The organism is Pseudomonas sp. PONIH3 (assembly GCF_002934345.1).
Taxonomy (GTDB): Bacteria; Pseudomonadota; Gammaproteobacteria; order Pseudomonadales; family Pseudomonadaceae; genus Aquipseudomonas; species Aquipseudomonas soli.
The window spans coordinates 1,967,806-1,992,718 of record NZ_CP026386.1 but is presented as its reverse complement, the minus strand read 5'-3'; the positions used below and the strand labels follow the sequence as shown (position 1 = coordinate 1,992,718).

Genomic DNA, 24,913 nt, shown 5'->3' with positions numbered 1-24,913 from the left:
TCAAGGTGTACAAATGGAAAAAATTGATCCTGTACTTCTAGAGGCCGCAATTCGAGTGTTCGGTAATGAGTCGCTTGCAATGCATTGGCTGATGACCCCATCACGCGCTTTAGTCGACAAAAGGCCGGTGGATGCGACCACTGAGGATGCATTGGAGTTACTGGCGCGTTTGGAGCACGGTCTGGGTGCTTAAGGAATCGACCCTCCGGATACGACAGGTTCTGACTAGGCCACCGGTCGAGTTACCGACGACCCGCCAAATCCGGAGCTTTTGAATACAGGCTTTTTGGCTTGGCCATCAAAGCCGGTTGAAACGATGTAACGGGCCACGCCCTGGATCAGTGCGGTCTTGCCGGCATCATTCTCCCCTACAAGCGCAGTGGCGCCCTCGTTTTGGCGGATGGCAAATACTTGGGGGCAGATCGCCAAACTGGCGGAAAATACGGATAGTCAGCGCTCAAAGGTACATCCCCTCTACTCCTTAAGCCTGGCTTCTATCAGCCTCTGGGCTTCTATCAGCTTCTGGGCTTCCAAGCCGAACGCTGTCACTGGCTATATGCTGCAGGTTGGGGCAAGTCGATATCCCGAGCAAGGGCTGTCCTCTGGCACGACAATGGCTCTGGCACGACAATGGACGTCGAGGGGGACACTCATTGGGCCCAAGACAGAGCTTCAAAGGGCCCTGACAAAGGGCTTCCGACGCCCGCCCACCGCGACTTGGCGCCTGCACGATAGCGGCTCAATTTCTGTGGCAAAATGCCGTACCCGCTGGGGACTTTCCACCATTGGAAGAAGAATAATTGTCCGCATTGATGCCCCTTGAGCCGTTGTTCGATTACGCGATCTTAGACAAAGAGGTCTGCGTACCGCATCCGGTCACCGGTTTGCTCAGCTATGGCTATATCGAGCCATACAGTAGTCGTAACCTCACGTTGCCTGGTGGTGACATCTACCTGCGAGTCGGCAAACACCATGGTTTCAGTAAAGGCTTTGGTGTCCGCCACATTTGGGAAGGTCATGGCCATGAGCTTGTCAGCGCGGGCTGCCAGACGATTGAAGACGTTCCCGCGTTCGTTGCGGGAATCTTGTCTCAAGGGGCGCAAATTCTTTGCGAGGGGTACCAGACCCGTGATGGCTATCGGTTGACGATCGTGAGGGGCGCGAAAGGGGTCGTAATCCTATCACCGCAGCTCGATGCTGCCGGAGAGAATTTCTATTCAGTCGTCACGGCCTACAAGGTGCTGAAAAAGCAGAGTGCGATGAAAGTCGGCACGCTGAAAGCAAAAAAGGCGCCGTAGGCGCCTTTTTCGAGAAGTCATTGAGGGCTGGTAGTCGCAGCGCTTGCTTAGCACGTCCAGGCATTACTGCCCGAAAGGGGTCGGAAGCTAACCATTGTTGCCGGTTGCCGCTACCGCACAGGTGGCGACCTGCGCAATCCACACTGATCTGCCAATATCGCCATGATCCAGATCAGCCCTGCTCTTATTGAGCCCTCGTGATCATTTTTGAGCAACGAGGGTTACGATGTCAACCACAGAAAGTGGAAAACCTTCGCTGATCAGCACAGATTCGGCCTTGGAAGCAGTCGCCAGATCGCTTGACGTCGCTTGGCTTCGGAGGCACTCACACGCTGCTACCAGTCTCTGACTTGAGCCAGCTTCTCGGTGATCTCAGGGACAAGAAATGCGATCAGATGGTTGAGGCTAGGATCTTGGCGGAAACCCTCATCATGATTGCGCATACCATCTTTGATCAGCTTGGCGCGCCGACGCCACGTCCCTTTACTGTCTTGCGCTTTGAGTAAGTCTTCGTGGCCGCACAGCCGCAGCGTCCAGCCAAAGGCGTACAGGAAGTCCTTGTAGTGATCGAATGCGGTGTTGGCGACGTTTATCAGTCGAGGCAGGTTGTAGCCCACCGGGCGCCCAAAGCGCGCGCTTAGCATAAGCGAGATGGCACCATGGAATTTCCCTGTCCGGTAATCTGCCGGCAGATGCAGGCGAGGCATGGCGATCCGCATCTGTTCCCGCAAGGTTGTCCAGGCGGCATCCGTTTCCCTGCAGTCGGTGGCAGCGCGCTCGTTCCAGAAATCGTAGAAAGCCTGGCGAGCCAGGGAGGTGTCCAAAGAGCGTTCGAGTTCAGCTCGCTGAGCATCATAGTCGTAGAAAAACACCTTTTGTTCTTGAGGGTCGATCTTGAGCTCATCGAGGAAAACGTGGGCCATCGTCCAGCGGTTGAATATCGTCTTGCCTTGCAACTCCGGTGTGGGATACCAGCAATCCAAAGCCATGCGCTTGGCCTGCCGGGAGCGCTCAAGCGTTTCCTCATTCACCAAAAAAACGTTGTGGTTGTTGAGGTAGAAAATATCCTCTTCGGCAGTTCGCGTCGTATATGGATCGAAGCTCTGGAAGACCCAGACCATTGCGCCGTTGTTGCGCCGGTAAAACTCGCGCCGGCCTACGATTTCGCTTAGGAACGTGGTCGATAGCTGTACCTCGAACGCCAGGCGCTGACCCGCAAGTTCGACTTGGACATCCGGCTTTCGCCACTGTGCTCGCTTAGCCAAACGCAGCCCTTTCCATACGGCTTCCACCAGCGGCTCAGTACATTTTTCGTCAGCTATCAGGCTGTCGCGGATGATGGCCTTGAGTCTTAGGTGCGCCGAGCTTTCCTTGGCCGCGTTGTACTTGATGCATTTGATCTGATCGGCGCTCAGCTCTCCTCGCGTCGAGATCGAGCATTTCTGCTCCGCTTCTTCACTCTGGTGATGGCGGAAATGAAAGTACCGATCTTTCGTGCGCACCAGGATCACAGGCGCTGAGCACAGCTCGCAGACGAGCCAAGGTGCATCAGGATCGCGGGTGTAGCGGGCCATCAGTTCGGCGCGGTCTTTCATGACCAGGCTCAGCTCGCGGCGTAGGAACACCTGAGGGTCGACATTCTGACCTGTTTCCATGTCGAGGATGTCGTTCAAGAGCATCGTATCGGTGGGCTGTGCCATTTCGTGGGTGTACATGCTGCGTCCTTACAGGAGGGTAGAACTCCAGCATCCAAATTTTGGATGGGCATCGCCACCGAACCCCGTACAGTTACTCTCACCTAGCCGGGGCGAGCGCTTAGGGCCTTTGGTGGGGTAAGGGGTCGTCAAAAAGGGATGGGGCTTTCTTCCCTGAGCGCGGCCTCAATCCTGCTCCGTACGTCCATGGCAAAGTCATTCACGGTACTGATGGCCTGTTCCACCTCTGCCGGTGACAGCTCGATGGGCTTGTCATCGACCGTCTTGCCGTTGCGGTGAACGATGTCATGCCGCTTGCTGCAGATGCGGCCAACTCCTGCCAGGTTGAGGTCTATCATGTGTTCGCCGAACATCACGCCCAAGACTTCCTTGATGGTCGCGACGTTGTGGAAGGTCTGATCGGCCAAGATTTTAAGCACGATGGTTTCCACCACCTTTGGCTGCTCAGCAATCTCCTTCAGAGTGACGGAGACAACGTTCACCTTCTTGTAACCCGCAGCCAGCGACATCAGTAGGTTTTCGTCGCTTACAACGAGCTTGCGTACCACCGAGCTGATCAGCGTCTCCATGAGGGTGACGGTATGCGCATACACGAGCTTGAAGACCGTATTGGCGTTGGGGGTGAGGGCTGCAGCAGCCAACAGGCTAGCCGTGGCCGCTAGCTCAGCTTCAAATTCAATGAAAAATTCCTGGTGAGAGTGACGATTCAGCCATTGGATCTCGGCTCTGGCGTCGAGCATGTCTGAATATTCGGCTGCCAGCTTTTCCCATAGTTCTGGGTCTTCGTCCGGATCGATCTCATATCCATAGGTCTGGGCAATCCAGTTGATACAGGCTTCCTGTTGCACCTCGAAAAAGTAGTCCTTGATCGAGCTCATGACGTGTCCTCCGACGTGTATGGGAAATGGTGAGCGTGGCCGCGCAGTGTTTATTCATAGGTGCTGAACGAGGTGTTGGTTTTCCCTCTGATGATCAGCGATCATCACTGGCCACCGCGCCATTGTACTTTGCCACCATTATGCAGAAGGACGATCAGACTGCCATGACAGCCGAGCAATACGTGTGCTTCAAATGTGCCTCGGAGCCTTTCCTGGCTCGGCAGATACAACGCAACGGCACATCCATCGCATGTTGTCTCTGTGGAACCAAGCGCAAGGCGGTTTCGTTATCGAAGCTGGTGAGCCGCGTGGAAAAGATTCTTGAGAGTTATGTCTGCCCAGGGGAGCACCATTTTACGTGGAACGATGCTCACGGCTCGTTTCAGCGTCAGTACGGCGAGCTCATTGACGTCTGGGTGGGAGAGATCTTCGGTTGTGACAACATTGATCCTGTTGTACAGCTTGTCTGTCGGCATCTGAACAAATATAGCGACGACGTGAACTACGCCCACTTGCCCTACTTGCCCAGCGACTTCAGATACAAGTGGGGTGAGTTTCAAGAGGGACTGTCACACGGAAGCCGCTTCTTCAATGAAAGCGCGAAGTCGTTTCTGGACTGGCTGTTTAAGGAGCTGGCGAAGTACTCCGCCTCATCCAGCGACCATGCTGTGGTGCGCATTTTGTCGCCTGCAGACGCACCGTCGATCTACCGCGCCCGCTCTTGTGCCAACGCCGAAGACGTCAGCAAGATCAGCGCTGACCCTGCCAGCAACCTGTCGGCACCGCCGAAGGAGATCGCAGGAGAAGGGAGAATGAACCCTGCCGGCGTACCGGCCTTCTATGGTGCGTTTGAGCGCAAAACCTGCGTTGCTGAGTTACGCCCCCCAGTGGGCGGCAGCGTTGTCAGTGGTGAGTTCAAACTGACCCAGCCGATCAAGGTTCTGGATTTTGGCCGGTTCGAGAAGGCTGACCTGGGGCCCGAACCTAGTTTCTTTGAGTCCAACTACTTTGAAAAACGTGGCCGTCGTCAATTCCTGAAGTACCTCCACAACCTGATCACCGTCCCGGTGCTTCCAGGTTCCGAGCGCAACTACCTGACTTCCCAAGCCGTCGCCGAATACCTTGCTACGCACTGCAAACCTCGCATCGACGGCCTCATCTTCAAATCTGTTCAGGCACCATTGGGCAACAACATTGTTCTGTTCTCTCATGTGGCGTGTGCGCCAACACCTACGTTCTGGAGCGTGGATGGGGCAATGGGCGTTATGGGGGCCAAGCCATCCAGCGGGTCTTGCATTGAGTACGTGGCTGACAGTCTCATCTACCATGACGTGCGCTTTGTGGCGTACGAAACGGCTGACGAGCCATTGTCGGAAAACAAGCCAAAGCAAAAGGCGAAAACTGCTTACGAATTCTGACGATGCCAGATGGGCTGCTATTGCCGGGGGCAAACCAGGTTGAGCCAGGCCCTTGTCTGAGCACTCACTGTCCGACTTCTTTGACCTTTTTATCTTTTGAGTGGCGAGATCCTATGGCGCGCGATGACTTCAAACAGAGCACCATCAAAAAACTGCGGGATAGGGTCGCACACCGGTGCTCGAACCCGAACTGCAGAGTCGCCACGTCAGCTCCACAGGATGAAGAAGGGGTGACCAATGTCGGTAAGGCCGCCCACATATGCGCTGCCTCGCCCGGTGGTGCCCGCTACGATGCCAGCATGACCAGCAATGAGAGAAAGGCCTTCTCGAATGGCATTTGGCTCTGCGCGATTCATGCAGATGAGATTGACCGGGACTTCAACACCTACACAGTCGAGACGCTCAGAAGCTGGAAGAAACAAGCCGAAGCCGCTGCCAAGGCCGAGCTCGGCAAACGTCAGCCCGCCGCTCAAGATGCGCCAGATCTTCTGGCCATGGCCCTTACTGGAATGCCGAAAAGCTTCTTGCCCTCGGCGATCCAGAATGCCCATAGAGCGACAGCGCAAGTATTGTCACAGGCTGACCCTCGCTTCGATGTAGTCACCCGGTACGATCCTCACCACGGCACGGTTTTCCAGGTGAACGCGAAGGAAAACGTCCAGCTTGCCATGACTGTCGGTGGAAGAGATGCCCGCATGGCTGCCACTGGTTTCGACGCGCTGTTCGAGCATGGGCAAAGCCTGGAGCTGGACATGACCAACGTCGCCATTCAGGGGTCGCCCCTGTTCGATGCGATCGTGGACATGACCAAGGGCGCTGGGGGTAAGATGCAAATTTTTCGCCCTCCTACCCGTGTGATCCAGAAGATCATGCTCACGAATCCGGACACCTTGGAAACGCTGGTGCTGGACGACATGCCTGGAGAAATCGTGTGGGGCACCAAGTCGTTCTGCCTCAGGGGCGAATCCATGGCTGGCATGCTCAAGCTCGTCGCTGAAGTCGGCGACGGGGGCGCGGTTTCCAACGTGAACTTCAACATCAGCGTTGAGAATTGGCAATCGCGCCCGGTTGACCAACTGCCCTGGTTCTCGAAAATCGCTCAGTTTGCTGAAGCTGCGCTCAACGGCTGGAAGGTCTCCCTCATAGTTGAGCTCGATGGTGAGCGACTTTACGTCATGTCGATCAATTTGCGGCCTGAAGGCTTCAAGCGACTGGCAACCCTGATGACTTATTTACAGTGGGCCAGACGCCTCACGGAGTTCTTGGGTACATCGCTCAATGTCGACCTGACCTCTGGTCTCGCCGATGAAGATTACGTTGAGCTGAAAGACAGCGTGGATGCCATTGATGGGTACTACAAGCCGCTGGAGAGCATCAAATTCCCTATTCGAAGCGCAGCGAAAATGGATGAAGACGAGGTCAGCCGGTTTCGAAATCAGCGGTATCGCTTCAAAGAATTCGACGCGACGGAGCGCAAAAGCATCAACGTATTTGGCCAGGCGGTTTCTTTACCCCCGGTTCACATCATGGTCAGAAATGGCCTCTTGGAACTGGTGAGTTACGAGAACTCGGTCGCCAGCTTCCACATTTACCCGCTGGAAGATTTCGACGCGTATTGCCGGTTTGCAACGAAGCCATGAAGATTTCTGCGTATCGCGCTCGAAGAAGGCTTTCGTACTTGCGGGGCAACTCACCTCGCATGAGTCAGGCCGGCGTCCACTGATGCCGCAGCCCTAGTCCAGTCGCGTCAGCACTTCTTTGGGCTAGGCGGGTCACGCCCATTCGTACACGCAAGTCGGCGACCCTCATTAACTTTGATGGAGCTGAAAGGCTTTCGGTGGCTAGGGGGGCGGGGCAGGGGGCGGGTAAGCGGTTTGCTGTCACGGAGCCCGAAGGCGGGCAAAGCTCAGCGGGGTCTTGAGAGATTGTGACGGGCTTGCCCTTCCGGGGATACCTGACAATCTTCGCAGAAATCTGGGGCTATCTCGGAGCAGGGGAATGGGTACAGGTGGCTGTCCATATCGCGATCTTTGCATTCCTGGAATTTCGGGAGTTCTTTGGATTCTCCTTGTACACCAACAGCAGCACCGCCGACATGGCGCCCAGACCGGACAGCAGCAATAGTGGCGAGCGGTCGATCAGGGTGGCGACGATGACAATGGCGGCAAAGATCCACAGCATCATCTTGGCCAGTTGCATGTAGCCCTTGATCGAGCGGGTGCGGGCATGTTCGGTGCGGGCGTAGATGTCCAGCAGCGCGTCGAGCAGGCAGGACAGGGCGCGGGTCATGAACAGCAGCGTCACGGCCAGGGCGACGTTGCCGAGGAAATGCTGGGCGGCGGCCGACAGCTCCGGCACCAGCTTCAGGCCGAACTGCACCACCAGTGACGGTGTTGTCTGGGCCAGACGATGGAATACTTTGTTGTGACGCAGGTCGTCCAGCCACCGGAGTGCCTGTTGGCGGCCAAGCAGGCGGGTGGAGTGCAGGATCAGGAAGCGCGCCAGGCGGCCGATCAGCAGCGAGACGAGCAGCAGCACGGCCAGGCCGAGGGCGGCGTGCAGCAGCGGGTGTTGGTCGAGCGTGCCCCAGAGGTCGAGGGCGTCACGCCAGAAGCGTTGGATGTCCATGGGCTTGGAAACGGTCTGTGTTGCGGTACGAAGCGTTATTAGAGCGTGGATCGGCGCAAAGTTGCCAAAAGAAATTCGGTTCTGGCCACGGAAAACGTTACCCTATGCAACTGAATTTTTCGCACTTGCCCGAGGTTACCCCGTGTTTTCCCAATTCGCCCTGCACGAACGCCTGCTCAAAGCCGTGGCCGAGCTGAAATTTGTCGAGCCGACCCCGGTGCAGGCGGCGGCCATTCCCCTGGCCCTGCAAGGGCGTGACCTGCGGGTGACGGCGCAGACCGGCAGCGGCAAGACTGCCGCCTTCGTGCTGCCACTGCTCAACCGCCTGGTCGACCGCAGCGGCCCGAGCGTGGAAATCCGTGCGCTGATCCTGCTACCGACCCGCGAGCTGGCCCAGCAGACCCTCAAGCAGGTGCAGCTGTTCTCGCAGTTCACCTACATCAAGTCGGGGCTGGTCACCGGCGGTGAAGACTTCAAGGAACAGGCGGCAATGCTGCGCAAGGTGCCGGACGTGCTGATCGGCACCCCAGGCCGACTGCTCGAGCAGCTCAATGCCGGCAACCTCGACCTGTCCCACGTTGACGTGCTGATCCTCGACGAAGCCGACCGCATGCTCGACATGGGCTTCGCCGAAGACATGGAACGCTTGTGCAAAGAGTGCGAAAACCGCAAGCAGACCCTGCTGTTCTCGGCCACCACCGGTGGCGCGGCATTGCGCGACATCATCGGCAAGGTACTCAAAGACCCTGAGCACCTGATGCTCAACAGCGTCTCGCAGCTCGCCGAAGGCACCCGCCAGCAGATCATCACCGCTGACCACGACCAGCACAAAGAGCAGATCGTGCAGTGGCTGCTGGCCAACGAGACCTACAAGAAGGCAATCATCTTCACCAACACCCGCGCCCTGGCCGACCGTATCTACGGCCACCTGGTGGCCAAGGAGGTCAAGGCGTTCGTCCTGCACGGCGAGAAGGACCAGAAAGACCGCAAGCTGGCCATCGACCGCTTCAAGGACGGCGGCTCCAAGGTGCTGGTGGCCACTGACGTCGCGGCCCGCGGCCTGGATATCGACGGCCTCGACCTGGTGATCAACTTCGACATGCCACGCAGCGGCGACGAGTACGTGCACCGTATCGGTCGCACCGGCCGTGCCGGCGGCGAAGGTCTGGCGATCTCGCTGATCACCCACAACGACTGGAACCTGATGTCGAGCATCGAACGCTACCTCAAGCAGCAGTTCGAGCGCCGCGTCATCAAGGAGGTCAAGGGTACCTACAACGGTCCGAAAAAGGTCAAGGCGTCGGGCAAGGCTGCCGGCACCAAGAAGAAAAAGACTGAGAAGAAGGCGGGCGCCGACAAGAAGGGCGCCGCCAAGCGCAAGCCGTCCGCCAAGCCGAAGGCCAATGCGCCGCTGGCCAGCGCCGATGGCCTGGCACCGCTGAAAAAGCGCAAGCCGGCAGCTGAGTAAGCACTTCCTGCAATGAGCCCGCCACTGCAACGGTGGCGGGTTGCTTCACCTCCTTCCCCAGGGCGCGTAGCCCATTTCCCAAACCCTCTTCCAGCCCGGGCATTTTGTCGCCCGAGCGCCACACTCCTCTGGCATGTGCAGTCAAGGAGGAGTAGCGTATGTACAGCTGTAAATACGATTGTCCCGTGCGATTTGAATGGGACGAGGAAAAGAACCAGCTCAACATCCGCAAGCACGGTATCGACTTCAACGATGTGCCCGAGATGCTCCGTCAGCCGATGCTGGCGCTGCGGGATGAGCGATTCGAGTACCCGGAGGCACGCTGGATCGGCATGGGCTGGATCAATGCCTGGGTCAGCGTGGTCGCCTACACCGAACGGCAGGGTGATGTGATCCGCATCATTTCCGCCAGAAGAGCCACTCGACGTGAGGTAACGCGCTATGTCGAAACCGTCCAGAAGCTGTGAGCAAGACCAAGCCCCGGTCGATACCTCGGACATCCCCGAACTCGACGATGACTTCTTCCGCCGCGCCGAACTGCGGGTGCCGGCCAAGCAGACAGTGACCATCCGCCTGGATGCCGATGTACTGATCTGGTTCAAGGAGCAGGGCGCCGGCTACCAGACCCGCATCAACCAGTTGCTTCGTCAGTACATGCAGGCCCAGCAGCGGCGTTGATCCGGGCGCGGTCAGGTTTTCCTTTCCGCCTCCTTCAGCTCCTGGATGCGCTTGTCGATCAACTGGCACTTGTCCGGCAGGTCCTTGCTGGCGGTGCCGAGGTCCATGTGCTGGAGCTCCTCATTGATCTCCTTGGCCTTTTGAGCGTTCTGCTCGGTCAACTGGCTCACCAGGCCTGCCAATTGCTCTCTTTTCTGTGTGGCCTCTTCCGGTGTGCAGGCCCAGATGGGCTGCGCGCAGAGCAGGGCTGTCGCGCAGAGGATGCAGGGTAGCGGTTTCATCCTTTGGTTCCCTTGTCAGTCGATTCCTGCGGTGGAGATCGCTGGCTGGCCGGAAGTTCAGCGCGGGCGACTGGCGGGACAGGTGCCGTCATCCAGATACTATTTTTTGACGATATTAATTTGACGCTTCAGTGATGGCTAAATAGTATCTCACGCTCTTTTTCGCCCATGCTTGCCGTAGCGCTGGCAAGCATGAGTACCTGACCGCCTGATTCACGAGACCTGACATGGACGTCCGCCTGTTTGCCTTCCTGGCCCGCCAACGCTCGGCCAAAATTCAGCCGCGCGAGCAGTTCTGCGGGTTGCCCAAGCGCGGTCTGGCGCTGCTGCTGGCCAACGCCATGTTCTGGCAGCCGCTTTGGGCACAGGCCGCCGAAGGCGTGGTGGTCAGCGGGCCGGGCACCAGCCTGGGGCAAGCGGGCAACGGCGTGCCCATCGTCAATATCGCCGCGCCCAACGGCAGCGGCCTGTCGCACAACCAGTTCAGCGACTACAACGTCGGCCAGCAGGGGCTGATCCTCAACAACGCCACCGACCGCACCCAGGCCACCCAACTGGGCGGCATCATCCTCGGCAACCCGAACCTGCAGGGCACCGCGGCCAACGTCATCCTCAACGAGGTCAACGGCGCCAACGCCAGCCAGTTGCGCGGCTACACCGAAGTGGCCGGGCGCGGGGCGCATGTCATCGTCGCCAACCCCCACGGCATCACCTGCGATGGCTGCGGCTTCATCAACACGCCACAGGCCACGCTCAGCACCGGCAAGCCGGTGCTCGAGAACGGCCAGCTGAGCCGTTACCAGGTCGACCAGGGCCATATCGCCATCGAAGGCGCGGGGCTCAACGCCAGCAATGTCGACAGCTTCGAGCTGATTGCCCGCAGCACGAAAATCAACGCCGAGATCCAGGCGCGCAACCTGGCCATCGTCGCCGGGCGCAACGATGTCGATGCACGCACCCTGGCGGCCACGGCGCGCCAGGACGACGGCAGTACCAAGCCGAGCCTGGCCATCGACTCCAGCGCCTTGGGCGGCATGTATGCCGGCGCGGTCAGGCTGGTGGGTACCGAGGCCGGGGTGGGCGTGCGCCTGGACGGGCGGATGATCGCCAGCGGCGGCGATATCCAGCTCGAGGCCAACGGCCAGTTGCGCATGGCCCAGGCCAGCGCCACTGGCGATGTACGCCTGCAGGCGGCAGCTATCGATGCGCAGGGCCCGGTGCATGCCGGCCAGCGATTGCAGCTGGACAGTCGCGGCGAGCTGGTCAACCGGCAGGGGCTGACCGCTGCAGGTTCGGTACAACTAGACGCGGCTGGTCAACTGAGCAACCTTGGCGGTATCCAGGCGGGTATCAACATCGATGGTCAGCGCGTGGCCGGCGCCGACCTGAAGATCAGCGCCGGTGCGGTGGACAACCGCAACCAGCGCCTGATCGCCAGCGGCGACCTGAGCGTCTCCACCGGCAGCCGCCTGGACAACCAGGGCGGCAGCCTCAGTGCCGGGCGCGACCTCAGCGTCAACGCCGCGACCCTGGACAACCGCCAGCAGGGCAAGGTCCTCGCCGACGGGAGCATGACCCTCACCGGTGGCCAACTGCTCAACGGCGACCGTGGCCAGATCACCAGCCAGGGCGCGCTGAACGCCACCTGGGCCCATCTGGACAACCAGGCCGGCGAACTGTCCAGCCTCGATACCCTGGCCCTGAACCTCGGCAGCCTGGACAACCGCACTGGCAAGGTCCTGGCCAACCGCGGCATCACCGTCACCAGCCAAGGGCTGGTGGACAACCGCACTGGCCGGATCGCCAGCCAGGCCACCCTCGACCTGAGCGCCCAGACCCTGAACAACGGCCAGGGCGGTCATATCAGCGGCAACCAGGCAGTCGGCGTCAATGTCGGCCGGCTCGACCAGCAGGGCGGTCACCTGAGCAGCGTCACCGCGCTGACCCTGGACCTGAACCATGGCCAGCTGGACAACCGCGACGGCAAGATCGCCGCCAACCAGCTGCGCCTGCGCCAGATCGCCGATATCGACAACCAGCATGGCGAGATCTTCGGCAAGGGCGCCTTCACCCTGGCGGGCCGCAGCCTCGACAACACGGGCGGCAAGTTCTACAGCGAACAGGCCCTGACCGTGCGCCTCGACCAGTTGCTCGACAACCTCGATGGCCTGGTGTCGGCCGACGGCCTGGATATCCGCGCCCTGACCCTGAACAACCAGGGCGGCGTGGTCACCAGCAAGTCGGGCCTGGCATTGGTCACGGGCGCAGCCATCGACAACCGCCACGGCGAGATTTCCAGCACCGGCCTCGGCCAGGTAACGGCAGACAGCCTCGACAACCGTGAGGGTACGGTCACTGGCGGGGCGCTGGCGTTGGCCATCGCCCAGGCGGTGGACAATCGCCAAGGCGTGCTGGCTGCCGACAAGGCGCTGACATTGAACGCTGCCAGCCTCGACAACCGCGAGCAAGGCAAACTGCTCAGCGACGGCACGCTCACCGCCAAGGTCAGCGGGCTGCTGGACAACCAGGCCAAGGGCCTGGTGAACGGCGTGGGCGCCACCCATATCGACGCGGGGCAGTTGGACAACCGCGGTGGCCGCCTGGTGGGTAAGGACCTGCTGACCTTGCAGGGCCAGCGCTGGGACAATCGCGGCGGCAAGATCGAGGCCGACGGCGCACTGACACTGACCATCGACCACCTCGACAACCGCGACCAGGGCCTGGTCAGCGGCCAGGCCGGGGCCCGCTACAGCGGCAGCGAGCTGCTCAACCAGCTCGGCATCCTGGGCGCCAAGGGCAACCTCGACCTGGTCGCCGCGCACCTGGACAACAGCGGTGGCAGCCTGACCAGCGGCGGCGATCTCGATGGCCAGGTCACGCGCCTGGAGCAGCTGAGCGGCAAGCTGTCCGCCGACGGCAAGCTGACCCTCAAGGGCAGCGCACTGGTCAACCGCCAGGGCGCCGTGATCGGCGCCGGGCAGGGCATGCGCCTGACCGTGGACAGCGTCGACAACCGCGGCGGCGAACTGTCCGCGGCCAAGGCGCTCAGCCTCACCGGGCAGCGCCTGGACAACACCGGCGGCCAGGTCCTGGCCGATACCGACCTGGCGCTGACGGTGGCCGAGGTCATCAACCAGGCCCAGGGTCTGTTGCGCGGCAAGGGCCAACTGACCCTCGACGGCCAGACCCTGGACAACCGCGACGGGCGTGTTTCCGCCGAGCAGGGCGCACGCCTGCGCCTGAGCCAGGCGCTCGACAACGGCAAGGGCCTGCTGACCAGCGAGGGTGACCTCGACATCGGCGCCGCCAGCCTGGACAACAGCGACGCCGAGCTGAGCAGCGCCGGCAAGCTGACCCTGGCCACCACCGGCAAGGTCGACAACCAGCGCGGCTCGATCACCGCCGACGGCGCCCTCGACCTGCGCAGTGCCAGCCTCGACAACCGCGCCGGCGAGGTCGGCGCCCAGGGGGCCATCGACATCGTCACCGGCACCCTCGACAACCGTGACAGCGGCCATGTGGTCGGCAACGACCGGATGACGCTCAAGGCCGGCCAGGTCAACAACGCGGGCAGCGACAGCCGCATCGACAGCGATGGCGCCATGCACCTGACCGCCAGCGGTTTCGACCAGCAGGCCGGACGGATGCTGAGCAAGGCCTCGATCACCCTCGACCTGGGCCAGGGCGCGCTGGTCAACCACGGCCTGATCAAGGCCCCGGTGCTGGTGCTGAACAACCTCGGCCGCGTCGACAACCAGAACGGCGAAATCACCAGCCCGCAAGGCTTCACCTTTGTGGCCGACTCCCTGGACAACCGCCAGGGCAAGCTGCTCAGCGAGCAGGCCTTGACGGTGCGTATCGCCCAGGCGCTGGACAACACCAAGGGCCTGGTCTCGGCCAAGGGCCTGGACCTGCATGCCGCGAGCCTCGACAACCGCGGGGGCACCGTCAGCAGCCGCGCCGGCCTGGTGCTGACCGTCGACGGTCGCCTGGACAACCGCCAGGGCACCCTGGTGGGCGACACCGCCCTCAACCTTGTGACCGGGACGCTGGACAACAGCAAGGGCAAGGTCTCGGGCAAAGGCCAGGGCGAGGTCCAGGCCGACACCTTGCTCAACCACGCCGGTTCGCTGGTCAGCCTCGAGCAACTGCGGATACAGGGTGGTGAGCTGGACAACCGTGAGGCGGGGCTGCTCGGCAGCAATGGCGCGCTGACCCTGGAGGTCGACCGCATCGACAACCGTGGCGGCGAGATCACCGGCAAGGCCGCTGTCGCGGTCACCGGCACCTCGCTGGACAACAGCGACGGCGGCCTGCTGGTCGCCGGCACCGGCATGACCCTGGCGTTGCAATCGCTGCTCAACCGCAACAAAGCGCGCCTCGAGGCCCAGACCGGCCTGACCCTGACCGGCCTGACCCTGGACAACGACGGTGGCCGCCTGACCAGCCAGCGGGACATGACCCTGACCTTGACCGGCGCGGCCCTCAACCGCCTCGGCCTGCTCAGCGCCGAGGGCCAACTGGTGCTGGCCGCGCACAGCCTGGACAACAGCACCGGCAAACTGGACAGCGCCGGCAGCCTGAAACTGACCACGGGCGGCGCGCTGCTCAACCAGGGCGGCGAGCTGCTCAGCGACAGCGACATCACCCTGGCCAGCGCCAGCCTGGACAACACCGACAAAGGCGCGCTGGCCAGCAAGGGCGCGCTGACCCTCAGCACCGGCCACCTGGACAACAGCCGCCAGGGCAGCATCAGCAGCAACCGCACCCTCGACCTGCACGCGGGCCAGCTCGATAACCGCGACGGTGGCCGCGTGGGCAGCCGCGAAGCACTCACCGCCACGGTCACCGGCCTCGACCAGCAGGGCGGCAAGCTGTTCAGCGACACCTCGGTCCACCTCGACCTGGGCCATGGCCACCTGGACAACCGTGGCGGCCTGATCAATGCGCCGTCGCTGCAGCTGGACAACCTCAAGACCGTGGCCAACCAGGGCGGCGAGATTTCCAGTGCCCAGGCCCTCACCGTCGCTGCCGAGCAACTGGACAACGGCAACGGCCGCCTGCTCAGCGACCAGCGTCTGCTGCTGCGGGTCAGCCAGCGCCTGGACAACCTCAAGGGCCTGATCGGCGCCCAGTCGCTGGAGATTCATGCCGGCGCGCTGAGCAACCGCGACGGCGGCCGCATCGAAGCCAAGGACGCGCTCGCCCTCACCAGCAAGGGCCTGGACAACCACGCCGGCAAGCTGCTCGGCAGCAGCCTCGCGCTGGACCTGGGCGGCGCCGACCTGGACAACGGCGCGGGCCTGATCACCACCGCCGGGCCGCTGACCCTGGTCAACCTGGCCAAACTGGACAACCAGGGCGGCGAGATTTCCACCGCCCAGGCCCTGCAGCTGGACGTCAGCGAGTTGGACAACCGTGACGGCAAGCTGATCAGCGAACAGACGCTGGCCATCACCAGCGGCGCCATCGACAACCGCAACGGCCTGGTCTCGGGCTGGCAGGGCCTGAGCGTGACCGGCCAGGGCCTGGACAACCGCCAGCAGGGCACCCTGTCGAGCCGCTCCGGCGCCGTGAAGGCGACCGTGACCGGCGCGCTGCGCAACAGCGACGGCGGCGCGCTGGTTGCCCAGCAACGCCTGGACGTCAAGGCCGCCAGCCTGGACAACAGCGCCAAGGGCATCCTCTCCAGCGGCAGCGGCCAGCAGCTGACCATCACGGCGGCACTGGACAACCATGACGGCGGCCTGGTCGATGCCGGGGAAAAGCTGGTCATCACCAGCGGCTCCTTCGACAACCACGGCGGCCGCGTGGCCACCCGCCAGGACCTGGGCCTGACCGCCGCGAGCCTGAACAACAACGACGGCAACCTCGCCGCCCAGGGCGCGCTGACCCTCGACCTGCTCGGCGAGCTGCTCAACCGCCAGGGCACGCTGTTCGCCGGCAAGGACCTGCTGATCCAGCGCGCCGGCCTGGTCGACAACCAGGCTGGCCAGATCGCCAGCCAGGGCCTGCTCAAGGTGCTGGCCGCCAGCGTCGACAACAGCCAGCGCGGCACGCTGGCCGCCAATGGCCCGCTCACGCTCGACAGCCGCGGGGCGCTCAACAACTCGGGCGATGGCCTGATCTACAGCCAGCAGGGCGACGTAGGCCTGCAGGCGGCCAGCCTGAACAACGCCAAGGGCACCGTGCAGGCCAAGGGCGCGATCACCGCGCAGACCACCGGCGTGCTCGACAACCAGGGTGGCAAGCTGATCGCCCAGGATGGCGCGTTGACCGTGACCGCCGACACCCTCGACAACCGCGGCGGCATCCTCGCCAGCCTCAAGCAGGCGCTGGGCGTGCACACCACCGGCGTGCTGCGCAACGGCAGCGACGCCACTGGCCAGCGCGGCATCCTCCAGGCGCTGAGCCTGGACGTGCAGAGCGCCAGCCTCGACAACCACGGCGGGCGCATCGCCGCGCTCGGCGGTGATACCGTGATCCGCACCGGGCAGCTGGACAACCGCGATGGCGGCATCTCCGCCGGCGGCCTGCTCAAGGTCACCGGCGCCAGCCTGCTCAACGGCGGCGACGCGCGCGGCGAGATGGTCGGCCAGCGTATCGAACTTGGGCTGAGCGGCGCCCTGGACAACCACTCCGGCATCATCGAAAGCGCCAGTACCCTCGCCATCACGGCCGCCACTCTGGACAACCAGGGCGGGCAACTGCGTGCCGTGGGTACCAGCGGCAAGAGCCAGTTCGCCATTGGCGGGTTGTTCGACAACCGCAATGGCCAGGTGGAGATCGGCAACAGTGACCTGACCCTCGGCGCCGGCCTGCTGCAGAACGTCGGTGGCAAGGTGCTGCACGCCGGCAAGGGCGTGTTCGACATCGACACCGCCAACCTTACCCGTGCCGGCGGCAGCCTCAGCACCCGCGGCGGCCTGACCCTGACCGCAGACAGCTGGACCAACGGCAGCGCCATCCAGGCCGGGCGCCTGACGGTCAATGTCAACAACCTCACCCAGACCGCCGGCGGCCAGTTGCTGGCATTCGACAGCCTGGTGGGCAATGGTGGCAACTGGAGCAACGATGGCCTGATCGCCAGTGACGGCGATCTTAGCCTGAACCTGGGCGGCAGCTACGACGGCAATGGCCGGGCCAGCAGCCAGGGCACACTGGGGTTGAGCGCGGCGCAGATGACCCTTGGCGCTAATGGCAGCATCACGGGCGTAGGCAACACCACGGTCAATGTGGTGGGCCTGCTGACCAACCAGGGGCGGCTGAGTTCGGCGGGGGATCTGCTGGTCAACGCCGGTAGCGTGAACAACCTGGGGACTTTGGGTGGCAACCAGTTGGTGCGGGTGACCAGCGGCAGCCTGCGCAATGACCGTGGGCTGCTGTTTAGCGGCGGGGACATGCAGCTGTATACCGGCGCCTTGACCAACTTCTATGGCGACGTCTACAGCCTGGGTGGCTTGACGGTGGCCGGCAATGCCGCGGGCGGGCTGGCGAACAAGGTGGAGAACATTTCCGGCAGCCTCGAGAGTGCCGGGGACATGCGCCTGAATGCGCAGGCCATCGAGAACCGAAAAGAAATTTTCAAGACCACGGGGACACCGACGTGGAGCTCGATTGGCATGCGCCAGACGGGTTCTGGCGCTGGCCACATGGTGCTTGAGGAGTATTTCGAGAGAAAGGTAGAGATTGATTCGCCTGCCGGGGCCATCCGAGCTGGTCGCGATATGTTCGTGCTTGGTGGCCGGTTGGAAAACTCGGCTTCGGTAATCACCGCTCAACGTGACATCGCGGTCAATGTCCAGGACTTCCTCAACAAAGGCGAGGCTCTTGGTACCTATACGGAGTTGAAGTCGTTCGCGCTTTCGGGTGTCGACAGGGTCAAATACGCTATTCCGTACTTTGCAGCAGTGATGCGCTACAACGCAGCCAACGACCCAGGGTATACAAGGGTCGCCAGTAACAATCCTAGAAATCTGGTAGGTACGATCCGTCTGTGGGATGCCAACTGGAACGAGTCCCGGAGCAGGCCTACGACTCGTCTCGGCGGTACCGCAAACTACAACACAGTCGTCACCATCGGTTGGAAGAGTTGGTCCGACGATTTCGCGATCAGTGCGCTTAATATTGCGCCGGCATACAACCCTGATGTGAGGGCGCCGCTGCCCTCGCAGATCCAAGGTGTCACGTTCTTCGACAAGCGCACTATCGTGCATGACACCCAGGTTGGTTCGGCGAATGCCGTGGTCCAGGCTGGCGGTCGGGTCAGCATCAACGCGACCAAGGATCTGAGCAACAGCGTCATCCAGGAGGGGGTGACGATTAATGCCCCAGCAGGCAAGGCGTTCGATCCGAAATTGCCAGGGGCGTCGGGCAGTACGCTTATCAATATCCATGCCCAACTTCCCCCTGACCTTGCACAACAGCAGGTCAATCCGCTTGCCTTGGGCGGCTTCACGTTACCCACCGGCCAGAATGGCCTGTTCCGTCTGAGTGGACAGGGTGGGAGCGCTTCGGGTAGCCCGGCCCAAAGCTGGAAGCTAGGCGGCGCAGACGTCACGATCCAGGAGCGTCAGGCGATGGTGTCCGGCACCCAGCCTGGGGCGCTGCAGGCCATGGATGCCAGAGCATTAGAACAGAATCATCAACAAATCGACCGAATCGCCCACCAGAGTGGCGCCGTCGGTGGCAATGTCAGTGCCATCGGTGTCAACGCGCCGAATGGCGCGCCGGTTGATGTAGCCCTCCCGCAGCGACATCCCGGTACCGATGTTCGCGAGCTGGCTGCCGGTGGCAACTTGGGAATCAGTGCTCGTCCTGACATCCCTGGGGTCACTCGGATGCCGGACAGCCAGTACAACAGCAAGCCCCACAAGTACCTGATCGAGACCAACCCGGTCCTCACCGACCTCAAGCAGTTCATGAGCTCGGACTATCTGCTGGGCAACCTTGGCTACGACCCGGACCAGAGCTGGAAGCGCCTGGGTGATGGACTCTACGAGCAGCGCCTGATCCAGCAAGCGGTGGTGGCGCGTACCGGCCAGCAGTTCATCGATGGCCAGACCTCTGGCGATCAGCTGTTCAAGTACCTGATGGACAACGCCATCCGCAGCAAGGACCAGCTCCAGCTGAGCCTGGGTGTGGGCCTGACGGCCTCCCAGGTGGCGGCGCTGACCCATGACATCGTGTGGATGGAAAAACACCAGGTCAACGGCGAGGAGGTCCTGGTCCCGGTGCTTTACCTGGCCCAGGCCAACAACCGCCTGGCCCCCAACGGTGCGTTGATTGCCGGCCAGGACGTACAACTGATCGCTGGCGAGAACCTGACCAACGTCGGGACCCTGCAGGCCAGCCGCAACCTGTCCGCCACCGCTGGCAACAACCTGGTCAACACCGGCCTGGTCCAGGCCGGAGAGCGGCTGGAGCTGCTGGCCGGCAACAACCTGAGCAACAGTGCTGGCGGCATCATCAGCGGGCGCGATGTGAGCCTGACGGCGGTCAATGGCGATATCCTCAACCAGCGCGACCAGGTGCGCGCCGTCACCAATTTCGGCGGCACCAGCCAGCACCAGGACTATCTGGACAGCGCCGCACGCATCGAAGCCGGTAACAGCCTCAGCCTCAATGCGGGTCAGGACATCCAGAACGTCGCCAGCGTGATCCAGAGCGGCGGCGACCTGTCCCTTAACGCCGGGCGCGATGTCAGCATGCTGTCGGTCGAGGAGCGCGAAGGCTTCTACAGCGACCGGCACCGCAACAACACGGTGCAGCAGCACGGCGCCACGGTCACCGCTGGTCGCGACCTGAGCATCGGCGCCGGCCGCGACCTCACTGCCGTGGCCAGCCAGATCGACGCGGGCCGCAACCTCACCCTGGCTGCGGGCGAAGACTTGAACTTGAGCTCCGCCGCCAACGAAGCGCACAGTTTCAGCCGCAGCAAGAAGGTCACCCAGTCCAAGGACCAGGTCACCCAGGTCTCGACCACGCTCAAGGCTGGCGGCGACGTATCGCTGTCTGCCGGCCAGGACATGGCCATCATTGCCAGCCAGGTCAAGGGCAAGGGCGATGTCGACATTGACGCCGAGCGCGACCTGACCATCGCCTCCGACCAGAACGAAAGCGCGTCCTACTACCTGAAGAAGAGCAAGGGTTCGTTCGGTCGCAGCAGCTCGACGCAGAAAGAGAGCTACCACAGCACCAACGTCGCCTCGGTGATCGAGGCCGGTGGCGATCTCACGGTCAACGTCAGCAAGCAGGCCGATGGTGGCATCGCCATTGACGGTGGCCGCGATGTCTCGGTGATCGGCAGCCAACTCAAGGCCGGCGGTGATGTCATGCTCGGTGCCACTGGCGATGTGGCGGTGCTGTCCGGCGTCGAGGAGCACGGCGAGTACAGCAAGAAGACCAAGTCCGGCTTCCTGGGCCTGTCGAAGAGCGGCAAGAGCCAGCTGCAGACCCGCGCCACGCAGGTGGGCAGCGAGTTGGATGCGGGCAACGACATCGTTGTTGCGGCTGGCAGCGATGTGCGCCTGCGCGCCAGCGAGGCCAATGCCGGCAAGGACGTCGAGCTGCGTGCGGGGTTGGTGGACAAGGAGGGTGACATCAACCTGGTGTCGGCCAACGATACCGCCTACAGCTACTCGGAGCAGTACAAGAAAAAGACCGGGCTCTCGGTGTCAGGGGGCTTCATCTCCGTGGGCTCGGCGAAGAAGGCCGGCCAAGAGGCGCAGAGCAGTACTAGTGTGGGCAGCCAGTTGACCGCCGTGCAGGATGCCAGCCTGACCGCCGAACGCGATATCAATGTGACCGGCAGTGGCATTGCGGCAGGACGCAATGTCAGCCTTAACGCCGGGCGCGACGTGAACGTGGCAGCTGCGCAGAACGAGCACAGCGAGCACCAGTGGTCGAGCGAGAAACGCACAGGTTTCGGCGTCTCCGGCGATGACAATGGCGTCAGCCTGTTCCTCGGCAGCGAGCAGCAGAAGGCTAAGGATCGCCTGGAGCAGCAACTGGCCGCCGCCAGTCAGATCCAGGCAGGCCAGGACCTGGATGTTCGCGCCGGGCGTGATATCAACCAGACCGGTTCCGACTTCAAGGCCAAGCACGACATCAATCTTGAAGCCGGTCGCGACATCAACATCGATGCCGCCCGCGAGCGTCTGCTGGTGGAGCACGAGCGCGAGCAGAAGAGCCAGGGTATCGGGGTCACGATCAACCACAACCTGGGCAACACCAAGGACGCGATCAAGGGCGCGGGTAAAGGTGAGAACGGCGTCAGCCAGACTTCCAGCACCTTGCGCGCGGTCGACGCTGTCAGTCAGTTCTTCGCCGGGCCTACCGCCGATGTGAAACTGGGTACCACCAAGCAAGGCAGCCGCGAGCGGGTGGTCGAGGAGAGCCAGCGTGGCTCCACGCTGGATGCCGGGCACGACGTCAACGTCAAGGCCGGCAACGATGTCACCATCAAGGGCGGGCAGTTGCAGGCGGGGCGGGACATCAGCATCAGCGGTCGAGACATCAACCTTGATGTAGCCAAAGGCAGCTTCAGCCAGGAAAACCAGCAGACCAAGAGCTGGAGTGGGATCCATGGCGGGACCACTGGCGGGATCAAGCTGGGAGCGGGTGGCAGTTATGGCGTCGCTGATCAGGACAGCATGCAGGGTACTTCGTCAGCGAGCCAACTCAACGCTGGTCGTGACGTCAAACTCGATGCCAGCCATGACGTGAACATCATCGGCGGGCAGGTCCGTGCCGGACGCGACATTGACGTCGCTGCTGCCAACGACGTCAACATCCGCTCGGCGCAGAACGACAGCAACAGCCAAAACACTCGTCATAACGGTGGTGGCGAGGCAGGGTTGGCGTTTGGCGAAGGCAAGGTCGGTTTCTACGCCAGTGTCGATATCGGCAAGGGCGACCTGAAGCGTGAAGCCGAGCAGCAGCAACAGGCGTTCCTGTATGCCGGGGACCAGCTGAAGTTCAGCAGTGGCAAGGACACCACCATCGCCGGAGCGCAATTGCGTGGCGATGAGGTGATCGGCCGTGTGGGAGGCGATCTCAAGGTTGCTTCCGTAGCGGATACCGGCAAGGTCGAGGGCAAGGAGTTCGACCTGAGTGCAACGGTCTCCGTAGGTGTCGGCGCCAGTGTCAGCGGTTCGGTGGGCTACGGACAGACGACTGGCAAGACCAACTGGGTCCAGGAGCAGACACGCATCACCGGTGGGAACAAGGTCGACATTCGCACCGAACACCACACCCAGCTCGATGGCGCGTTGATTGCCGCCGACAACGGCAACCTCAAGCTCGACACCGGCACGCTGGGCTACAGCGATATCGCTGGCAAGGACAAAGAGCACGGTTATTACCTCAACGTCGGCGGCAGTTGGTCGCAGCCAAGCGGCGGCAAGTCCGAAACCCACGGCAACCTCAGTGGCTGGGAGTATGAAAAGGACCGCGAGCAGATCGTCCGTGCCACGGTGGGTGCTGGTGAGGTTACCGTGCGCCAGGATGCAGAGACTGGCAAGGACTCGGTAGCCGGGCTGAATCGGGATCTGGACAAGGCTTACGAGATCACTCGGGACCGAGAATCGCGGACTGATTTGTATGTGTCGGATACCTCTGTCAAGGCGGTTCTGAGCCCGAAGAAGACGTTGGAGCAGTGGCAGCAAAGTGCAGCTGAATATGGCGAGAACAGTGAAGAGGCCTTGCAGAAACTGGGTGATCTCTTCCTGACCGCACGGGCAGTGGGCAAAGGGGAAAATTGGGATGAAGTCAGCAAGGCAGTAGGCTTCGTTCAGTATAAGCGTGAAGCGATGCGTCAGTTTATGCGGCAACTGGGAAGCCGCAATGAAGAGACCCGTGCGGCGCTCGTCAGTACAGTCCTTGTCCAGATTTTTGGGGGGAAAGTTACCAAGGACTTTGATGTTGTTGCTCGGTACTTGACTGATCTGGCAGGCCAGGATCCTGTCAAGGCGCGTGATGTACTGACCAGTATGGCGGCGCTAGATGATCGAGCGCCTGGCCAGATGAATTTTGTCCCGGTCGCGTATGCTGGGTATGTAGTGATCAGCGCGCTCGCAGCCACTTTGGCTGCCAGCCAGCTTCCACCAGAGCGTCAGGCGGAAATGCAGGCTGCGGTGTCGAGGGCGATTGACGAGATCGAGGCTAATGTCAGCGATCTCAACAAGCGCGCGCAGATGATCAAGCTGATCGTCGAGGTGTCCCTGCAGAATGAAGGGCTGCCTATTCACATACTTGATCCGAGGCTGAAGAAGTACGAAGGATTGCTGGTTGAGAGCGGGACGCAGAACCCTAGCAGTGGTGGGTATGGCGAGGGCGGGCAGGTCGTCACGACGCCGCATACCGGCGGAAGTCAGCTTGATGGGCAGCACGGGCGAGATGTCTATGTGACCCCGAGCCACCAGCAGGATATCGGGCTTGTATTTTCCGAGAACCCTCTTGAAAACCAGGCCGCCCATGATCTCCTGACGGCAATCAATAGTATTCCATCCAAGACCCAGGCGACGAAAAGTGCCACGATGGTAGGTGCTTTCGATCCGCTGACAGGAAAAGTTGCGGTGGGAAGCAGTAACGCGTCGATTACTGCCGATTCACTGCATCCTGCCACGGTTGCTTATATAGAAACGCAGTTGGGAGTGAAGGTTGGTGAGTTTACGGACTTCTGCAAGAATAAGGTGGGTGCCTGCGCCGAAATTTCGGCGGCGGATCAACTGGTAAGGCAGGGTGCTGTGCCTGGGAACATCAAGTTTACTGAAGCTGTCAGGCCCCGTGATGTCTGGCGGCGAGACGATGTTCCTCCCGGCGCCATCATAAAAACTTGCGAAAATTGCGCGGTGACATGGCCTAAGGGGAGCCGGTAATGAGCCTTGATGAACAATGGGAACCTGGCTTCGGTACCATATACACATGGTTGGCCATGGATAGAGTTGGTCGAATTGCGGTCATGGTGAACAATTGTTTTGGTGATATTCCGAAAGTGCTCCTGGCACTGAACGGAGCGGAGGAAATGCTGGACACCCTCAGTGAATTCATGTGGGAGGAGTCTGAGGTCTTTCGGTCGTACCCACCTTTGAAGAAATGTGGCTTTACGGTGGACTTGTATTCGGCATGGCGCTGGCAAGGAAGAGACAAGGCTTTCGTGCTGGATGAGCTGTTGCGCGATCTCGAAGTGCGAGGAATCTACAGTGAAGCCAGCCTTGCCTTCAACAAAGGGTTCTTTGTCTATCACGCTGTCGAAGGTTCTCGAGAGGGAGAGGATTTCCCCGTTGGGTTTGATGGGCCTACGAGTATGGGCGACTACTTCAGGTTTCTGGTGCCAGGGGAGTATGCATCGATTGAAGATTTTCCAGAGAGCCTGAGACCAGGAGTTGTCGTCTCTCAAACCTTGGATTTCAATTCGAAACAAGTGTTGAGTGGGAAATGTATCAACGAGTATTTTTGCGATTTGTATAGGCGCTAAGCTTGGGGCAAAAAGTATGTTCGCCACCCCGGCGTTGTCGTGATCGAGTTTCGGCTGATTCGTGACATGG

At 61.4% G+C, this 24,913-nt stretch carries 12 protein-coding genes and 1 pseudogene; 9 read left to right on the top strand and 4 right to left on the bottom strand.

What is annotated here, in order from left to right:
* Positions 1 to 13: 13 nt before the first annotated feature.
* A complete protein-coding gene (locus tag C3F42_RS09015) occupies positions 14 to 193 on the top strand; it encodes an MbcA/ParS/Xre antitoxin family protein (RefSeq protein ID WP_104444297.1) in 180 nt (59 codons plus the stop codon).
* A 607-nt stretch (positions 194 to 800) separates the two neighbouring features.
* Positions 801 to 1,298 carry a hypothetical protein gene (locus C3F42_RS09010; RefSeq protein ID WP_256586281.1) on the top strand — a complete coding sequence of 166 codons (498 nt, stop codon included), beginning with the start codon at positions 801 to 803 and terminating at the stop codon, positions 1,296 to 1,298.
* A 335-nt stretch (positions 1,299 to 1,633) separates the two neighbouring features.
* On the opposite strand, the gene C3F42_RS09005 is transcribed toward C3F42_RS09010, so the two are convergent.
* On the bottom strand, positions 1,634 to 3,013 hold the full coding sequence (locus C3F42_RS09005) for a DUF6035 family protein (RefSeq protein ID WP_104444296.1): 1,380 nt from the start codon (positions 3,011 to 3,013) through the stop codon (positions 1,634 to 1,636).
* A 128-nt stretch (positions 3,014 to 3,141) separates the two neighbouring features.
* On the bottom strand, positions 3,142 to 3,891 hold the full coding sequence (locus tag C3F42_RS09000; RefSeq protein WP_104444295.1) for a hypothetical protein: 750 nt from the start codon (positions 3,889 to 3,891) through the stop codon (positions 3,142 to 3,144).
* Between the two features lie 26 nt (positions 3,892 to 3,917).
* Here C3F42_RS09000 and C3F42_RS08995 point away from each other — a divergent pair, with 26 nt between their 5' ends.
* Both C3F42_RS08995 and C3F42_RS08990 read left to right on the top strand, forming a co-directional pair.
* Positions 3,918 to 5,309: an RES family NAD+ phosphorylase gene (locus C3F42_RS08995; protein ID WP_371920584.1), complete on the top strand. Its 1,392-nt coding sequence runs from the start codon at positions 3,918 to 3,920 to the stop codon at positions 5,307 to 5,309.
* 113 nt (positions 5,310 to 5,422) lie between these two features.
* On the top strand, positions 5,423 to 6,949 hold the full coding sequence (locus tag C3F42_RS08990) for a hypothetical protein (RefSeq protein WP_158659550.1): 1,527 nt from the start codon (positions 5,423 to 5,425) through the stop codon (positions 6,947 to 6,949).
* 424 nt (positions 6,950 to 7,373) lie between these two features.
* Here the strand turns inward: C3F42_RS08990 and C3F42_RS08985 are convergent.
* Positions 7,374 to 7,937 (bottom strand): annotated as a pseudogene (locus tag C3F42_RS08985) (mechanosensitive ion channel family protein); the annotation flags it as partial.
* 142 nt (positions 7,938 to 8,079) lie between these two features.
* On the opposite strand from C3F42_RS08985, the gene C3F42_RS08980 reads away from it, so the two are divergent.
* The 3 genes from C3F42_RS08980 (at position 8,080) to C3F42_RS08970 (ending at position 10,083) form a co-directional block, all read left to right on the top strand.
* Positions 8,080 to 9,405: a DEAD/DEAH box helicase gene (locus tag C3F42_RS08980; protein WP_023631179.1), complete on the top strand. Its 1,326-nt coding sequence runs from the start codon at positions 8,080 to 8,082 to the stop codon at positions 9,403 to 9,405.
* A gap of 185 nt (positions 9,406 to 9,590) precedes the next feature.
* Positions 9,591 to 9,872, top strand: coding sequence for a BrnT family toxin (locus C3F42_RS08975; protein WP_094010352.1), 282 nt, complete (start codon positions 9,591 to 9,593; stop codon positions 9,870 to 9,872).
* Positions 9,847 to 10,083 carry a BrnA antitoxin family protein gene (locus C3F42_RS08970; protein ID WP_104444293.1) on the top strand — a complete coding sequence of 79 codons (237 nt, stop codon included), beginning with the start codon at positions 9,847 to 9,849 and terminating at the stop codon, positions 10,081 to 10,083. The genes C3F42_RS08975 and C3F42_RS08970 overlap by 26 nt, the downstream gene beginning before the upstream one ends.
* An 11-nt stretch (positions 10,084 to 10,094) precedes the next feature.
* Here the strand turns inward: C3F42_RS08970 and C3F42_RS08965 are convergent, their stop codons facing one another.
* Positions 10,095 to 10,364 carry a hypothetical protein gene (locus tag C3F42_RS08965; RefSeq protein ID WP_046856643.1) on the bottom strand — a complete coding sequence of 90 codons (270 nt, stop codon included), beginning with the start codon at positions 10,362 to 10,364 and terminating at the stop codon, positions 10,095 to 10,097.
* A gap of 227 nt (positions 10,365 to 10,591) precedes the next feature.
* Between C3F42_RS08965 and C3F42_RS08960 the strand changes: the two genes are divergently transcribed.
* Both C3F42_RS08960 and C3F42_RS08955 read left to right on the top strand, forming a co-directional pair.
* Complete coding sequence (locus tag C3F42_RS08960; protein ID WP_104444292.1) at positions 10,592 to 24,244, top strand: hemagglutinin repeat-containing protein; 13,653 nt, start codon at positions 10,592 to 10,594, stop codon at positions 24,242 to 24,244.
* Positions 24,244 to 24,843 carry a hypothetical protein gene (locus tag C3F42_RS08955; protein ID WP_104444291.1) on the top strand — a complete coding sequence of 200 codons (600 nt, stop codon included), beginning with the start codon at positions 24,244 to 24,246 and terminating at the stop codon, positions 24,841 to 24,843. Before C3F42_RS08960 ends, C3F42_RS08955 begins: the two co-directional genes overlap by 1 nt.
* Positions 24,844 to 24,913 lie beyond the last annotated feature (70 nt).